The following is a 13884-nucleotide window of genomic DNA, read 5'->3' on the forward strand; positions in this document are numbered from 1 at the left end:
TTACTCCAATGTTTCTGTTGGGATGAAGGGGTATGGTTCGATAATCTTGACTGTGGGCCCATAGGCCCGGGCGGTTCTGGCGCGGATCACCGAGGCGATCTCGGCCAGAGTGGTGGTGTGTTCTTCGATCGGCGTGGCACCAAGACGGCGGTCAAAAGTGGCAAACAGCGACGGCAGGTCAGCCACCCGGTGCAGCGCAATGATGAATGGATGGCCAAAACGCGCACGATAATCAGCGTTCAGCTGTCTGAGCCGAGCCATATCTTCGGGCGCGACGTCCAAAAGGCCCAGACGGCCCTGTTCGCTTTGCGAATCCTCTGTCATCGAACCTTCCAGCGCTTCGCGTCCAGCAAGCTCTGGGTGCACCTTGAACATCTCAAGCCTTTGGGACGCGTCTGCAGCCAAAATCTTTTCGACCAGCGCCTCGGCCAAGGCTTCGTCGCTGTCAAACGGGCGCGCATCGACGGTGGCCTCGCCGACCCAGTCAGACCGCTCGACCAGCGGTGCGATCATCGCGACAGCTTCGGCGCGAGGGGCCTTGTTCAAGAAATCGAGCGGGTGAGTCATTGGATTGCGGTCTCGGGTCAGTGGAACGTTCCCCAAGAATAACTACAGCCTTCCGTTGCAATCCATAACATTATGGGAAATCATTCATTCTAAATATTAGAATGGATATATCATGGCACTGCACCTGACGCCGCGCGGATTGCACTATATCGAGGCAGTGGCGGAACATGGTTCGATCCAGGCCGCATCGCGCGCCATCGGCATCGCCGCCTCTGCCATAGACCGCCAGATCAAATTGCTGGAGGACCGACTGGGCGTGCTGCTGTTTGACCGGATGACCACGGGCATGGCCCTGTCACCGGCGGGCGAAATGTTTGTTGTTCTGGCACGGCGCTGGAAGGCGGACGAGAACCAGATCCTGTCGGACGTCAAGCAGATGCAAGGCGTTGACATGGGACACATTCGCATCGTTGCCATGGACAGCCTCGTCAATGGGCTAATGCCCCGCTTTCTGATGCGCATGTCCGAAAGCTATCCCCGTGTGCGCGTTGATGTCGATGTCGCCACACCGGATGGGGCTGTCGCGCTCTTGGATGAGGGGCAGTGCGATATCGTCGTGGCCTTCAACCTGCGCCCGCAACGGGACGTGCATGTCCTGTGGTCGGCGGATCTGCCGCTGTATTGCATGGTGCGACCCGATCATCCTTTGGCACGCAACGCAGAGGTTGCTTTGAAAGATGTGCGCGATCATGCAATCGTAGTGCAAAGCCGGGCCTTGCCGATCCGCCGTATCCTTGAGGCGCGCCATTCCTGGATGTTTTCAGACGGCCCACCGCCGGTTGTCACCAACTCGCTGCAATTGCTGAAACATCTGGTGGTCGCAGGCAGTCACGTCGCGCTCACGTCGGAAATGGATGCCGCGCCCGAACTTCTGGACGGGCGAATGGTCGCGATTTCCGTGACCGGCATGAACATTCCGGCGCAAAGCATCAGCATCGCGATCAATTCCCGCCGTACCCTGCCACGAATATCAAAGGGCGTCAGCGATATCCTGTCGAGCGAGGCGCAATCGCTTCTGGAGTCTGTACGTCACCAAACCGCTTTGTACGACCATGGTGGATGATTGGAGAAATTCTCTCAGATTTCAGTAAGGCACTGATTGTTTTTGCTCTTTGGATTGAATGCTGCCAAGCCGAAATTTGACTGTTCAACACCAACAAGCCCCCCCCCTACCCGCTATGGACGATGAATGCAGCGTGGCAATTTCGCTGGTCAATTCCCGTGATCGTTGCCTCGAATCGCACCTGTAGAGTGAGCAGTGCGCTGTTCCCGCCTGATCTGAAAATCCTGTTCGATATCTGAAAGGCGGATGTCCCCGAACCGGGCGAGGATAGCTTGGGTCGCGTTCTCGACTGTTTCGCGAATCGTTGCATTGACCGATCGTTCGACCAGACACTGAGGATCGGGATTGGACAGACCAAAGGCGAACAGGTCCGGCGATCCAAGGCATTGGTAGACATCGCGCAGCGTGATCTCTGACGGTGTACGCGTCAGTGTCCAGCCGCCGCCGTGGCCGCGCTCAGCGGCGACATAGCCCGCCTCGCGCAGGCCGGCCATGATCCGGCGGACCACAACCGGGTTCGTGGCCAGCATGTCGGCGATCTGTTGCGACGTCATTGGCCCGTCATGTTCGGACATGTGCAGCAGTACATGCAGCAGGCGGGACAGGCGGGTGTCTTGGCGCACGCGATCCTCCATCATTGAGACCTATTGAGGTTACATGACATTGACGGCGGCGCACAATCAAGATACTTGATATGTTACTTGAAATTCGCAGCCACACCCAAGGAGATCGGCCCATGACAACAGAAACCCCCAAACAGCACTGGGACGAGATCTATCGCACCAAAAGAGCCACCTCATCTGGCACTCCAAGTGCGGTTCTGGTGCGCGTGGCTGAGGGGCTTACCCCCGGACGGTCCCTTGATCTGGGATCGTCCAATGGTGACGATGTGATCTGGCTGGCGCAGCGAGGCTGGCGGGCGCTTGGGTTGGATATTTCCCCGGTGGCCTGCGACCGGGCCAGCGCCCGGGCCGAAACGCTGGGGCTGGGCGAACTTGCGCGATTTCAGTCCCGCGATCTGGGGCTTGGGCTGCCGGATGGTGAATTTGATCTGATCACCGCATTGTATTTTCAATCGCATGTCGATTTGCCTCGCGCCGCGATTCTGCGTGCTGCGGCAGGGCAGGTCGCGCCCGACGGTCATCTGCTGGTCGTCTCTCACGCCGCACCGCCGCCCTGGGCCACGCCGGAAATGCTGGCCAACGCCGCCCCCTTCCCGACCGTCGCCAGCGAACTGGCCGATGTCGGTGCCGAAGATGGCGCGTGGCATAAAGTGCAGGCCGAAGTCGTGACCCGCCCGGGCAAAGGCCCGGATAACGCGTCCGCCGATTTGCAGGACAACGTGATCCTGCTGCGCAAGGCGTGACCCGGTCGACATCCCGCTGCTGATTGCGGACCCGTCAGCGGCGTCTACCGCTGACGGGGTTACGATCAGGCGGCCAGTGCTTCGGCGTCGCTGCCTGCTGGCAGGTGCAAGGGGCAATCCGGATCAGTCACAGCGCGCCAAATGGCCTGTACGACATCGCCCGGTCTGGTCGGCTCTTGCGCTGCGTTCTTCTGGAAATTGCCCATCACCTCGGCAACGAACGGTTTATACGCCTCGGGTGCCGCCGGTGCATCAGCCATCAACCCCCTTGCGTTACTGCCAAACTGTGTCCCCGGTGCCTGCCCGGGCAAGACAAGCCGCGTGCGGATTCCCAGCGGCGCCAATTCCAGCGCCAAACATTCCGTATAGGCGTTCACCGCCGCCTTGCTGGCGGTATAGACCGACAGCAGCGGCAGTGGCTTCATCGTCACGCTGGACGATACGTTGACGATGACACCCGCACCCCTGTCGCGCATCTGTGGAAGGACGGCGCGGATCATCGCGAATGTGCCAAAGGTGTTGGTTTCGAACAGCCTGCGGATCGTCTCGTCCGAGGTGCCCTCGAACACCGACAGCCAGCCGACGCCGGCATTGTTCACCAGCACGTCGATCGGTCCTGCGACCTGTACCGCCGCCGCAATGCTGTCAGGGGCAGTCACATCCAATGGCAACAGGCGCAACCTGTCCGACACCGGCAACAGCGTCGGGTCAGGCCTACGCATGGTCGCCACGACGGACCACCCCCGGCCCAGAAAATCGCGCGCGGAGTCAAGGCCAAAGCCCGAGGAACATCCAGTGATTAAAACGGTCTTCATATCGGTATCTCCTGTTATTGAGCACTGTAGATGTCGACATGGCTGACTGGATTTTCTACAATCTATACTCCTATTATGTTTATCGAAAGTCTCGATATGGCCGATCCTCTGTCTGACGTGATCTCACTTCTGCGCCCGCAGGCACCGTTTTCGAAGTTAGCCGAAGCCTCTGGCCCCTTTCGTGTGCGCCGCGAGGATATGGATGCTGTGTTCTATTGCCTGTTGCTGGGCGGGCGGATCTGTCTTGAGGTGGATGGAAAGCCGCCGCTGATGCTGAACGCCGGGGATTTCGTGCTGATCCCGAATGTCTCGGCTTTTACCATCGAGAGCGTCGACCCGCCCCCGCCGCCGGGCCTGCGCAGCATCCCCGTGCCGGGCGAGGATGGCATTTTCCGGTTAGGACCGAACACTGGCCCCGCCGAGGTGCAGCAGCTTGTCGGTCATTGCCATTTTGGCAGTCCTGATGCCGCGCTTCTGACATCCCTTTTGCCCGATATGGTCGTGGTGGGCGGCGACGACCGACTGGCGGCACTGGCCACCTTGCTGCGCGATGAAGCGCGCGCAAACCGCCCCGCCCGGGATGTTATCGTCGAACATCTATTGCAGGTCCTGCTGATCGAGGCTTTTCGCGCCACCCCACCGTCCGGGGCTGCATCCGGCCTGCTACGCGGCCTCGCCGATCCACGAATCGGCCCGGTGCTGCGCGCAATGCACGCCGCGCCCCACCGTGGCTGGACCGTTCCGTCGCTTGCGATCGAAGCGGGATTGTCACGATCCGCGCTGTTCACGCGATTTGTCCGGGTCGTCGGGGAACCGCCGATAAGCTATCTGCTGACCTGGCGCATGACGTTGGCCAAAAAAATGCTGCGCTCGGGCCAGCACGGTGTAGCAGACGTTTCCAACAAGATCGGCTATGGCTCGGTTAGCGCGTTCAGTACAGCATTCACGCGCCATGTCGGCGCGTCCCCAACAGGATACATGCGAATGACCGCCGCTGAGTGATCAAACCGCACGCAGTCAGCGTAGTGGCGGACGCGCCACCCACCCAGAGCAGCGGCGCGCCCGCTTGCCAAATGGTCGTGTCGTCGATGCTGTGGCCGAAATCTCTATTGAAGGGAAGACGCGGCTCTCCTCCAGTTCCACCTGTGACCGGACAAAAGTCAGGACCCTTCAACCATTTGAGGGTCTGGATTGCCATCGTCGCATAGCGACCGGCGACCTGAGCGCCCGACACGCCCCGTGCAGCATCTGCCACGCAAACCAAAGCAATCTAGTCCCTGTTGCCTATGCCGTTACCCAAAAGGCCGGTTGCATTGCCCCCGAAACCGGCCCTAATGCGACCTGACTCTCTGACTCAAGACTGTGATCGCGGTGCTGCTCTATCGTCTACTCAATTCGATTTATGTGCTGTGGCAGATGCTGCGGCTGTTGTGGCGGCGGGATTTCACCAGCCTGATCGCCCGTTTCGGAGGAGGCCCCATCGTCGTTGGCCCCCATCTCTGGCTGCACGGCGCCTCCAACGGCGAACTGGCATCTGCCCGCCCGATCCTCACCAAACTGTCGCAGCAGCGACCCTATCTTGGCCTGCTGGTGACAACCAACACGCGCACCGGCCTGGATCTCGCGCGCAGCTGGAACATTCCGCGACTTGATGCCCGCCTGGCGCCGTTTGATCTTGGCTGGCTGGTCCGACGACTGCATCGTCGCTGGCAGGTACAGTCGCATATCGTCATGGAATCCGACCTCTGGCCGCATCGAATCCTGTCCTGCCCGGGTCCGGTTGTGGTGCTGGGCGGACGCATGACTCGGGGATCGGCACGCGGATGGGGTTGGTTCGGCCCCTTGGGCGCACGCGCGCTGGGGCGGGTAAAGTATCTTTCGGCGCAGGACGGCGGGTCCCGCGACCGGTTTCTGGCCCTGGGGCTGGCGCAATCTGCATGTGGCCCTACCGTGGATCTCAAGGCACTTTATACGCCGCCACCGGACCAGCGCCCCGATGCCACACTTCGCGACGCCTATCCGCGCGAATTAACCTGGTTTGCCGCATCCACCCATCCGGGCGAGGAGACCATCGTCATCGCAGCGCACCTGCTGGCACGAGAGGCGCGCCCCGGCCTGCGGCTGATCCTTGCCCCGCGCCATCCCGATCGCGCGGCTGAGGTCGCGCAGTTGCTACAGCATGCAGGATTACCCTATGCAACCCGCACCGGCGGAGGTCAGGCCGAGGTCCTGCTTGCCGATACAATGGGGGAAATGGCGCTGTGGTATGCGCTGGCCGGAGCCGTATTCATCGGCGGCACGCTGACGGACCGGGGGGGGCACACGCCCTATGAACCCGCAACATTCGGCGCTGCGCTGATCCACGGCGACGACGTGCGCAACTTTGCCAAAAGTTTCGCGCAACTGATCAAAGCGCAAGCCTCGGAACAGGTACATGACGCGGCGACGCTTGCTCAGGCGCTGGTACGGCTAGGAGATGTTGAAACGCAGGTTGCTCGCGGTCAGGCGGCACAGACGGCGTTGCAACAGGACACCGATCTGAACGGGCTGATGCGCGATGTGCTCTTGATTGTGGCTCCGCCCTCAGACGTACCATAGGCGATGGTCGATGTGCAGAGCAGGCTAGGCATCGATCTATGACGATCCGACTGACCCCCTCCTTGACACCAGACGGGCCGCTCAAATTCGTATGGTTCGACAGGGCGCCGCGCGTACGCAAACTATGTCCGCTGTTTTGTGCCCCGCGCGCCACGTCCCAGACCCCTGATCGCAAAGGATTCTTGAACCTCACCCGCCGGGGGCTATCTTTTGCTGGATGATGTGACAGGATGACGGGATGATCCAATACACTTTGAAATGTGCTCAGGACCACCAATTTGACAGTTGGTTCCGGTCTGCTGACGCCTTTGAGACGCTACACCGAACCGGAATGCTAGCCTGTGCCGTCTGCGGCGACGGGGACGTCAGTAAGGCGTTGATGGCTCCGCGCGTATCCCATGCGACCCAGGCACCAAAGGCGCGCCCACTTTCAGCGCCGCGCAGTGCGGCCGAACAGGCTTTGGCAGACCTTCGGGCGCATGTCGAAAAAACCTCTGACTATGTTGGCGATACATTCGCTGATGAGGCCCGCGCCATTCACGACGGCACGGCGCCCGACCGCCCGATCTGGGGTGAAGCCCGCGCAGATGAGGCCAAGAAGCTGATCGAAGATGGCGTGCCCGTCGCACCGCTGCCCTTTCGCCCGACACGAAAAACCAATTGAACGGAAAGGAGGCACCATGCAGGTGCTGATCACAGGGGCCGGACGCGGCATTGGCGCGGCGCTGGCGGCAGGTTTTGCCGCGCGCGGGGATGACGTTCTGGGCACGACACGCGATGGTGAATGGCCGCTCGAGGTAACAGATCCCGCCTCACATGCCGCGCTGGCCGCGCGTTTGGGCGACATGCCGCTCGACACGCTGATTTGCAATGCAGGTGTCTATGACGACAAACGTCAGAGTATTGAGGGCGGTTATCCGTCCGAGATGTGGGCGCACAGCTTTGCCGTCAATGTCACCGGCGTCTTTCTGGGTATTCAGGCGCTGCTGCCCAACCTGCGCCGTTCAAACGCGCCGCGTGTTGCCATCATCAGTTCTCAGATGGCCTCGTCCGAACGGGCACCGGGTGGCAGCTATATCTATCGCGCCTCCAAGGCAGCGGCACTGAATTTAGGTCGGAACCTCGCGGTGGATCTGGCGTCGGATGGAATTGCCGTAGGGATCTATCACCCCGGATGGGTTCGCACCGATATGGGCGGCTCATCTGCGGATATTTCGGTAGGCGAGGCCGCCACAGGCCTGATACAACGGATCGATGCCCTAACCCCCGCAACCACCGGTGTATTCGAGACCTGGGATGGACGTCCGCACCCGTACTGACGCGCCGCGCCGTACTTTGTCTGAGCGCTTCTGGACACCGGGCACTGATGCCTGATCCCCTCTCAAGCACGACCTCGCCCTTGCGAATTTGCGGAACGCCGCGTAAACCCTCGCTGATTCTGGCCTCCGGGAGAGTTTGATGCCCGTTCTCGTGATGAAATTTGGCGGAACCTCCGTCGCAACGCTGGACCGGATTCGGCGGGCGGCGAAACGCGTTGGCGTAGAGGTCGCCAAGGGCAATGACGTCATCGTCATCGTCAGCGCCATGTCGGGCAAGACAAATGAACTTGTTGGTTGGGTCAACGAAACATCGCCGATGTTCGACGCCCGCGAATATGACGCTGTGGTCAGTTCGGGTGAAAACGTCACCGCCGGGCTGATGGCGCTGACCTTGCAGGAAATGGATATCCCGGCGCGCAGTTGGCAAGGCTGGCAAGTGCCGGTGAAAACCACTTCGGCGCACAGTTCCGCCCGGATCGAAGAAATTCCGAGCGACAACATCATGCGCAAATTCGGTGAAGGCATGCAGGTCGCCGTGGTTGCCGGCTTTCAAGGCATCAGCCCCGAAGGTCGCATCACCACATTGGGCCGCGGCGGCAGCGATACCACAGCCGTAGCCTTTGCCGCGGCGTTCGACGCGATACGCTGTGACATCTACACCGATGTCGACGGCGTCTATACCACCGACCCGCGCGTCTGCGACAAGGCGCGCAAGCTGGACCGCATCGCCTTTGAGGAAATGCTGGAACTGGCCAGCCTGGGGGCCAAGGTGCTACAAACCCGCTCGGTCGAGCTGGCAATGCGCTACAAGGTCAAACTGCGGGTGCTGTCGAGTTTCGAGGAACAGTCGGACGATGCGGGCACGCTCGTCTGCGACGAGGAGGACATCATGGAAAGCAATGTCGTGGCCGGTGTGGCCTTTTCCCGCGAAGAGGCCAAGATGACGCTGGTCAGCGTCGCCGACCGCCCCGGCATCGCCGCCGCGATCTTTGTCCCGCTGAGCGAGGCAGGCGTGAACGTAGACATGATCGTGCAGAACATCGCCGAAGAAGGCCGCACCGACATGACCTTTTCCTGCCCGGTCGAGCAGGTCAAGCGCGCCGAAAAAGCGCTGAACGACGCCCAGACCAAAGGCAGCATCAACTTCCACGAACTGGTGGCAGATACCGCCGTCGCCAAAATCTCGGTTGTGGGGATCGGCATGCGCAGCCACACTGGCGTCGCGGCCAAGATGTTTCAGGTTCTCTCGTCAGAGGGGATCAACATTAAGGTCATTGCAACCTCAGAGATCAAGATTTCGGTGCTGATCGACCGGAAATACATGGAACTTGCAGTGCAGGCCCTGCATGATGCCTTTGAGCTTGAAAAAACGGGCTAAGGTCATTCTGGCCAGAACAGGGGAATGATGGCGGAACGTGCAGAAAGCGAAAGCCGCAAACTTCTCGGGCGGCTGCGGGACACGATGGCAGAACAGGCGGCCGGCCAGGCACGCCTGGACAAGATCACACATCTGACAGCCGATTCAATGGGCACCGAAGTGTGTTCGATCTACCTGTTTCGCGATGCCGAAACGCTGGAACTTTGCGCCACCGAAGGACTGAAAGCCGAATCCGTCCACCAGACCCGGATGAAGCTGGGCGAAGGCCTTGTTGGTCGGGTTGCCCGAGCCGGCAAGGTGATCAACGCCGCTGATGCCCCGTCCGAGCGCGGCTTTCGTTACATGCCCGAAACCGGCGAAGAGATCTATTCCAGCTTCCTCGGGGTGCCGATCCAGCGACTTGGCGAAAAGCTGGGCGTGCTGGTGGTGCAGTCCAAAGAAGCCCGCGAATTCACCTCGGACGAGGTTTATGCGCTGGAAGTGGTCGCGATGGTGCTGGCCGAGATGGCCGAGTTGGGCGCGTTTGTCGGAGAAGGCGCAGCGCTCAAGGCGCGGCACACGCAATCGGTGGTTCTGCGTGGCACCAGCGGTCAGGAGGGCACAGCCGAGGGTCATGTCTGGCTGCATGAACCCCGAGTCGTGGTCACAAATCTGGTCAGCGACGATCCCGTACGCGAACGCGAACGCCTGAACGCGGCAATCGAATCTTTGCGCATCAGCGTCGATGAGCTTTTGGCCGACGCCTCGGGCAACGCCGAGCAGGTGCAGGTGCTTCAGGCCTATCGCATGTTCGCCAATTCCAAAGGCTGGCTGCGCCGCATGGAAGAGGATATCGGCCGTGGCCTCTCTGCCGAGGCCGCCGTGGAAAAAGAGCAATCCTCGGCCCGCGCGCGTCTGGGGCAAGTCACGGACGCCTACCTGCGCGAACGGCTTCAGGATCTGGATGATCTCAGCAACCGTCTGCTGCGCAACCTGACTGGTCAGGGCAAGGAAACCGGTGCCGACATGCCCGAAGATCCGATTCTGATCGCCCGCAACATCGGTCCCGGCGAAGTTCTGGAATATGGTCGCAAGCTTAAGGGGATCGTTCTCGAAGAGGGATCGGTCGGCTCACATGCGGCGATTGTGGCGCGGGCGCTGGCAATCCCGCTGGTGATCCACACCCCCGGCGTGACAAACGAGGCGCTGAATGGTGATCTGATCATGGTGGATGGTGATCAGGGTGTGGTGCATCTGCGGCCAGACGAAACCGTTGTCAGCGCGTTCCGCGACAAAATCGCCATGCAGGCCAAAGCGATGGAGCGTTTTGCTTCGATCCGTGACGTGCCCTGCGTGGCAGCCTGCGGCACCCGGGTCCAGATGCTGATGAATGCCGGGTTGATGGCGGACTTGCCCAGCCTCGCCTCGTCCGGGGCCGAGGGAGTTGGTCTGTTTCGCACCGAATTGCAGTTCCTGATCCGCAACCAGATGCCGCGACGGACCGAACTCGCTGCGCTCTATGAAAAGGTGATGACCTCAGCCGGCGACAAACGCGTGGTGTTCCGCACGCTTGATATCGGCTCGGACAAAGTTCTGCCCTACATGAAGCCCAATGATGAGCCAAACCCAGCCTTGGGCTGGCGCGCGATCCGGGTGGGTCTGGACAAACCGGGTGTGCTGCGCATGCAGTTGCAGGCGCTGCTACGCGCGGCCAAAGGCGGGCCGCTGACGGTGATGTTCCCGTTTGTCGCGCAATTCGAAGAATACCGGCAGGCGCGAGCCGAAATGGACAAAGCACTGGAACGCGAACGTATTTTGGGTCACCCGGTCCCATCGCAACTGGACGTTGGCGCCATGCTCGAAACGCCGTCTCTGGCTTTTGCTCCGCAGAAATTCTTTGAAGAGGTCGGATTTCTGTCCATCGGCGGCAATGACCTCAAGCAGTTCTTCTTTGCCGCTGATCGCGAAAACGAGCGGGTCCGGCGACGTTACGACACCCTGAACGTGAGTTTCCTGACTTTCCTCGAAGGCATTGTGGATCGCTGCGCCGCGACCGGAACGCGGTTATCGTTCTGCGGCGAAGATGCCGGGCGCCCAATTGAGGCCGTCTGCCTTGCCGCGATCGGGCTGCGCAACTTGTCGATGCGCCCTGCCTCTATCGGGCCGGTGAAGCACCTGATGATGCGGGTCAATCTGGAAGAGGTCTACGAGGTGATCTCAGAAGCACGCGAGCGCGGCGAACAGACGGTGCGCCCGGCGGTGATGGAGCATTTGCGCGGGCGGCTCTGAGCGCGGTTTTATACGCCGTTCAGAGCGAATTCCCGAGTATAGTCGCCTCTGGCCAGCAAACGCGACTGCGCTTGATAATTTTGGTGGGACACTACCACCCCCAAATGTGTACGTCCGACCGCACTGATATTTCACGCGGTCGGACATGATCCCTTTAGGTCATCGTTGGTCAGGCCCTTCTGGCACTGCCGCCCTTGCACCGCATATTTTACGCGGCAGGAGACCCGATTCAACCCATATTCCGGGCCGAACCCTCGACTTTGCCCCGTACACTGACGCCAAAATTGCGCCCGCGATACCGGACCCTGTCCTATCCGCAGCCGCCGTCCCCAGTGTCAACCGCAGGGAATAGATACTGCGTACAACCTTTATGCTCGGTTACTGAAATCGCCTACCCCAGAAAAAACTAGGTCAGCCGCGCCAAAGCGCCGCGCAGATCCGCCACCAGTGCCTCGCGCGGGCGACCGGTTCGGTCAGACAGCCGTTTCAGACCAAAATGCACATGCGCCATTTCCTGATAATAGCTTGTGTAGGCGTAATTTGTCGCCGCTCCAGCCGCCGCTCCAATGATCGGAATTGTCTGCGTGGCGAGTTTCTGCCCCATAACTGTTGCCAGTCGCGGTGCGATCCGTGCAATCAGCCCGTGCACGGTTGTTCCCGTCAGGGTCACGCGGGCCGATAGGAATGCCATATCGGCGCCGTCGTCACCCGCCAAAGGTCCGGCAGATCCAAAGACCAGCAGACATTCCTTTTGCACGTCGCTGTCATCGGGATCAAAGCCATATTCGGCAGCGACCCCCTGAATTGCACGCAACAGCACAGTTGTCGTCACCGGCAGTTCGGCCAACGCACCAGGCAAACCTCCCGCACCGCCTGCGGCCCCCATAGCTGTGGCGAGCAAGGTGTTCAGCCATCCCTTCTGATCCGGAACCACTCCACGCGACTGCGCAGCCGCGCGCAACGCCAGCTCTAGCGCGCGGGTTGTGGCATCTTCGAGCCGGGATTTGACCTTGTCGGGCAACCGCTCCAACAAGTTCTCGGCTTGCCCGCCAACAAAATTCAGCACTTGCAACCCGACCCCACCCGCCGCGCGATGCCGACGCGCAAGGGTGTCCAGTTCGCGGTCCAGATCCATTTCTACAAGCCCGGTGCCGATCATGTGTCCCCTCCTGATGCTGATTTCTAGATGGGTTTCCCCCGCAGGAAATCAAGCAAAGCGGGTTACGGGGCCGGTGACACCCACCCACCCGCCGGGAGTCAGCTCATAGCCCAGAACCCGATCCGGGTTGGTCGGTGATGGCATCTCGACCTGTGACAACAACCTGAACCCAAAGCGCTGATAGTAGGGCAGATCACCGACCAGCAGCACCCGATCCCACTGCCGCGCCGCATCGGCCAGCGAATCGCGGATCAGCGCCCCCCCTAACCCTTCGCCCTGCGCCGTCGGATGAACCGCAACCGGCCCCAGCAGCAGCGCCGGTGCGCCGCCGACCCGTACCGGCCAGTAGCGGATCGCACCGCCAAGGATACCCTGGTCGTCGCGCGCAATCACGCTGAGTCCGGGCACAGGCGGCACGTCATCGCGCAATCGATAGGACGACAGCGCCGTGCGACCCGGTGCAAAACACAGGTCATACAGCGCCTCTACGTCCCACCAATCCTTGGCAGTTTCTTTTTTCAGCGTGAACAAGGGGCTGACCTCGTGCATTCGGGTGCAAACCGGCCTATCACGGCGACTAGTGACGCGCAAACAAAGGAATTTCCCCGATGTTCTATCGCCCCGAGGATGGCCATGGCCTGCCCCACAACCCGTTCAACGCGATCGTAACACCCCGCCCTATCGGCTGGATTTCGACGCGCGGGCGGGATGGGTCGGACAATCTGGCACCCTATTCCTTTTTCAACGCAGTGGCTTACGTGCCGCCGCAAGTCATGTTCGCCTCAACCAGCGCCAAGCCAGATCGCGACGGGACCAAGGACAGCGTCGCAAATATTCGCGAAACCGGTGTCTTTTGCGTCAACATTGTGGAATATGCGATGCGCGACGCGATGAACCAAACCTCGGGACCGTGGCCGCGCGAAACCGATGAATTCGGCGTTGCCGGGCTGGAAAAGCTCGACTGTGAAACCATCGCTTGCAGCCGCGTGGCAGGCACCCCGGCGGCGCTGGAATGCAAACTGACCCAGATCTTGCAACTGCCCGGGGAAACTAACTTCGTCGTTTTTGGCGAAGTGACGGGTGTGCATATGCGCGACGATTGCCTTGTCGATGGGCAGCTGGATGTGACGCGTTTCCAGCCATTGACCCGGCTTGGCTACCGCGATTATGCCCGCATCACCGACGTGTTCAGTCTGGCGCGGCCCGGGGAAAAATGAACGCCGGACGCCCGTCCAGCCATCGCGCGACGCCAGATGGCTGGACGGGCGCCTCGGTGCGATATACTATCGGCAGGCCCGCAATATCGCGGCCAATGATGGAGGGTGTTGTGATCGGTCTCGTCTGAATCAAA

General features: G+C 60.8%; 14 protein-coding genes. 9 read left to right on the top strand and 5 right to left on the bottom strand.

Going from position 1 to position 13884, the window contains the following annotated elements; translation table 11 throughout:
* A complete protein-coding gene (gene uraD, locus IMCC21224_RS15510; protein ID WP_053079000.1) occupies nt 1-567 on the bottom strand; it encodes a 2-oxo-4-hydroxy-4-carboxy-5-ureidoimidazoline decarboxylase in 567 nt (188 codons plus the stop codon).
* A 112-nt stretch (nt 568-679) separates the two neighbouring features.
* Here uraD and IMCC21224_RS15515 point away from each other — a divergent pair, with 112 nt between their 5' ends.
* On the top strand, nt 680-1630 hold the full coding sequence (locus tag IMCC21224_RS15515) for a LysR family transcriptional regulator (RefSeq protein WP_047996108.1): 951 nt from the start codon (nt 680-682) through the stop codon (nt 1628-1630).
* A gap of 149 nt (nt 1631-1779) precedes the next feature.
* Here IMCC21224_RS15515 and IMCC21224_RS15520 read toward each other — a convergent pair whose 3' ends face one another.
* Nucleotides 1780-2253, bottom strand: coding sequence for an Rrf2 family transcriptional regulator (locus IMCC21224_RS15520; RefSeq protein WP_047997184.1), 474 nt, complete (start codon nt 2251-2253; stop codon nt 1780-1782).
* A 113-nt stretch (nt 2254-2366) separates the two neighbouring features.
* Between IMCC21224_RS15520 and IMCC21224_RS15525 the strand changes: the two genes are divergently transcribed.
* Nucleotides 2367-2996 (top strand): bifunctional 2-polyprenyl-6-hydroxyphenol methylase/3-demethylubiquinol 3-O-methyltransferase UbiG, encoded by a 630-nt coding sequence (locus IMCC21224_RS15525; RefSeq protein ID WP_047996109.1) that lies wholly within the window; start codon nt 2367-2369, stop codon nt 2994-2996.
* Nucleotides 2997-3061: 65 nt separating this feature from the next.
* Here the strand turns inward: IMCC21224_RS15525 and IMCC21224_RS15530 are convergent, their stop codons facing one another.
* Nucleotides 3062-3811, bottom strand: coding sequence for an SDR family oxidoreductase (locus IMCC21224_RS15530; protein WP_047996110.1), 750 nt, complete (start codon nt 3809-3811; stop codon nt 3062-3064).
* A 96-nt stretch (nt 3812-3907) separates the two neighbouring features.
* On the opposite strand from IMCC21224_RS15530, the gene IMCC21224_RS15535 reads away from it, so the two are divergent.
* The 6 genes from IMCC21224_RS15535 to ptsP all read left to right on the top strand — a co-directional run bounded on the left by IMCC21224_RS15535 (nt 3908) and on the right by ptsP (nt 11374).
* Nucleotides 3908-4813 carry an AraC family transcriptional regulator gene (locus IMCC21224_RS15535; RefSeq protein WP_047997185.1) on the top strand — a complete coding sequence of 302 codons (906 nt, stop codon included), beginning with the start codon at nt 3908-3910 and terminating at the stop codon, nt 4811-4813.
* Between the two features lie 369 nt (nt 4814-5182).
* Nucleotides 5183-6409: a 3-deoxy-D-manno-octulosonic acid transferase gene (locus IMCC21224_RS15540; RefSeq protein ID WP_047997186.1), complete on the top strand. Its 1227-nt coding sequence runs from the start codon at nt 5183-5185 to the stop codon at nt 6407-6409.
* Between the two features lie 238 nt (nt 6410-6647).
* Nucleotides 6648-7073: a DUF1178 family protein gene (locus tag IMCC21224_RS15545; protein WP_047996111.1), complete on the top strand. Its 426-nt coding sequence runs from the start codon at nt 6648-6650 to the stop codon at nt 7071-7073.
* Nucleotides 7074-7089: 16 nt separating this feature from the next.
* Complete coding sequence (locus IMCC21224_RS15550; RefSeq protein ID WP_047996112.1) at nt 7090-7728, top strand: SDR family NAD(P)-dependent oxidoreductase; 639 nt, start codon at nt 7090-7092, stop codon at nt 7726-7728.
* A gap of 139 nt (nt 7729-7867) precedes the next feature.
* On the top strand, nt 7868-9106 hold the full coding sequence (locus IMCC21224_RS15555) for an aspartate kinase (protein ID WP_047996113.1): 1239 nt from the start codon (nt 7868-7870) through the stop codon (nt 9104-9106).
* A gap of 27 nt (nt 9107-9133) precedes the next feature.
* On the top strand, nt 9134-11374 hold the full coding sequence (gene ptsP / locus IMCC21224_RS15560) for a phosphoenolpyruvate--protein phosphotransferase (RefSeq protein ID WP_047997187.1): 2241 nt from the start codon (nt 9134-9136) through the stop codon (nt 11372-11374).
* A gap of 406 nt (nt 11375-11780) precedes the next feature.
* Here ptsP and IMCC21224_RS15565 read toward each other — a convergent pair whose 3' ends face one another.
* Both IMCC21224_RS15565 and IMCC21224_RS15570 read right to left on the bottom strand, forming a co-directional pair.
* Nucleotides 11781-12533: an EcsC family protein gene (locus IMCC21224_RS15565; RefSeq protein ID WP_047996114.1), complete on the bottom strand. Its 753-nt coding sequence runs from the start codon at nt 12531-12533 to the stop codon at nt 11781-11783.
* Nucleotides 12534-12581: 48 nt separating this feature from the next.
* Entirely contained in the window at nt 12582-13064 is a 483-nt protein-coding gene (locus IMCC21224_RS15570; RefSeq protein WP_231582100.1) for a GNAT family N-acetyltransferase, read from the bottom strand.
* Between the two features lie 77 nt (nt 13065-13141).
* Here IMCC21224_RS15570 and IMCC21224_RS15575 point away from each other — a divergent pair, with 77 nt between their 5' ends.
* Nucleotides 13142-13750, top strand: coding sequence for a flavin reductase family protein (locus tag IMCC21224_RS15575; protein WP_047996116.1), 609 nt, complete (start codon nt 13142-13144; stop codon nt 13748-13750).
* Nucleotides 13751-13884 lie beyond the last annotated feature (134 nt).

The organism is Puniceibacterium sp. IMCC21224 (genome assembly GCF_001038505.1).
Taxonomy (GTDB): Bacteria; Pseudomonadota; Alphaproteobacteria; order Rhodobacterales; family Rhodobacteraceae; genus Puniceibacterium.

Excerpts from the sequence above, each read along its gene's own strand:
- IMCC21224_RS15550 (WP_047996112.1), top strand. The coding sequence starts at position 7,090 with ATGCAGGTGCTGATCACAGGGGCCGGACGCGGCATTGGCGCGGCGCTG.
- IMCC21224_RS15515 (WP_047996108.1), top strand. The coding sequence starts at position 680 with ATGGCACTGCACCTGACGCCGCGCGGATTGCACTATATCGAGGCAGTG.
- ptsP (WP_047997187.1), top strand. The coding sequence starts at position 9,134 with ATGGCGGAACGTGCAGAAAGCGAAAGCCGCAAACTTCTCGGGCGGCTG.
- IMCC21224_RS15530 (WP_047996110.1), bottom strand. The coding sequence starts at position 3,811 with ATGAAGACCGTTTTAATCACTGGATGTTCCTCGGGCTTTGGCCTTGAC.
- IMCC21224_RS15525 (WP_047996109.1), top strand. The coding sequence starts at position 2,367 with ATGACAACAGAAACCCCCAAACAGCACTGGGACGAGATCTATCGCACC.
- IMCC21224_RS15575 (WP_047996116.1), top strand. The coding sequence starts at position 13,142 with ATGTTCTATCGCCCCGAGGATGGCCATGGCCTGCCCCACAACCCGTTC.
- uraD (WP_053079000.1), bottom strand. The coding sequence starts at position 567 with ATGACTCACCCGCTCGATTTCTTGAACAAGGCCCCTCGCGCCGAAGCT.
- IMCC21224_RS15545 (WP_047996111.1), top strand. The coding sequence starts at position 6,648 with ATGATCCAATACACTTTGAAATGTGCTCAGGACCACCAATTTGACAGT.
- IMCC21224_RS15565 (WP_047996114.1), bottom strand. The coding sequence starts at position 12,533 with ATGATCGGCACCGGGCTTGTAGAAATGGATCTGGACCGCGAACTGGAC.
- IMCC21224_RS15555 (WP_047996113.1), top strand. The coding sequence starts at position 7,868 with ATGCCCGTTCTCGTGATGAAATTTGGCGGAACCTCCGTCGCAACGCTG.
- IMCC21224_RS15535 (WP_047997185.1), top strand. The coding sequence starts at position 3,908 with ATGGCCGATCCTCTGTCTGACGTGATCTCACTTCTGCGCCCGCAGGCA.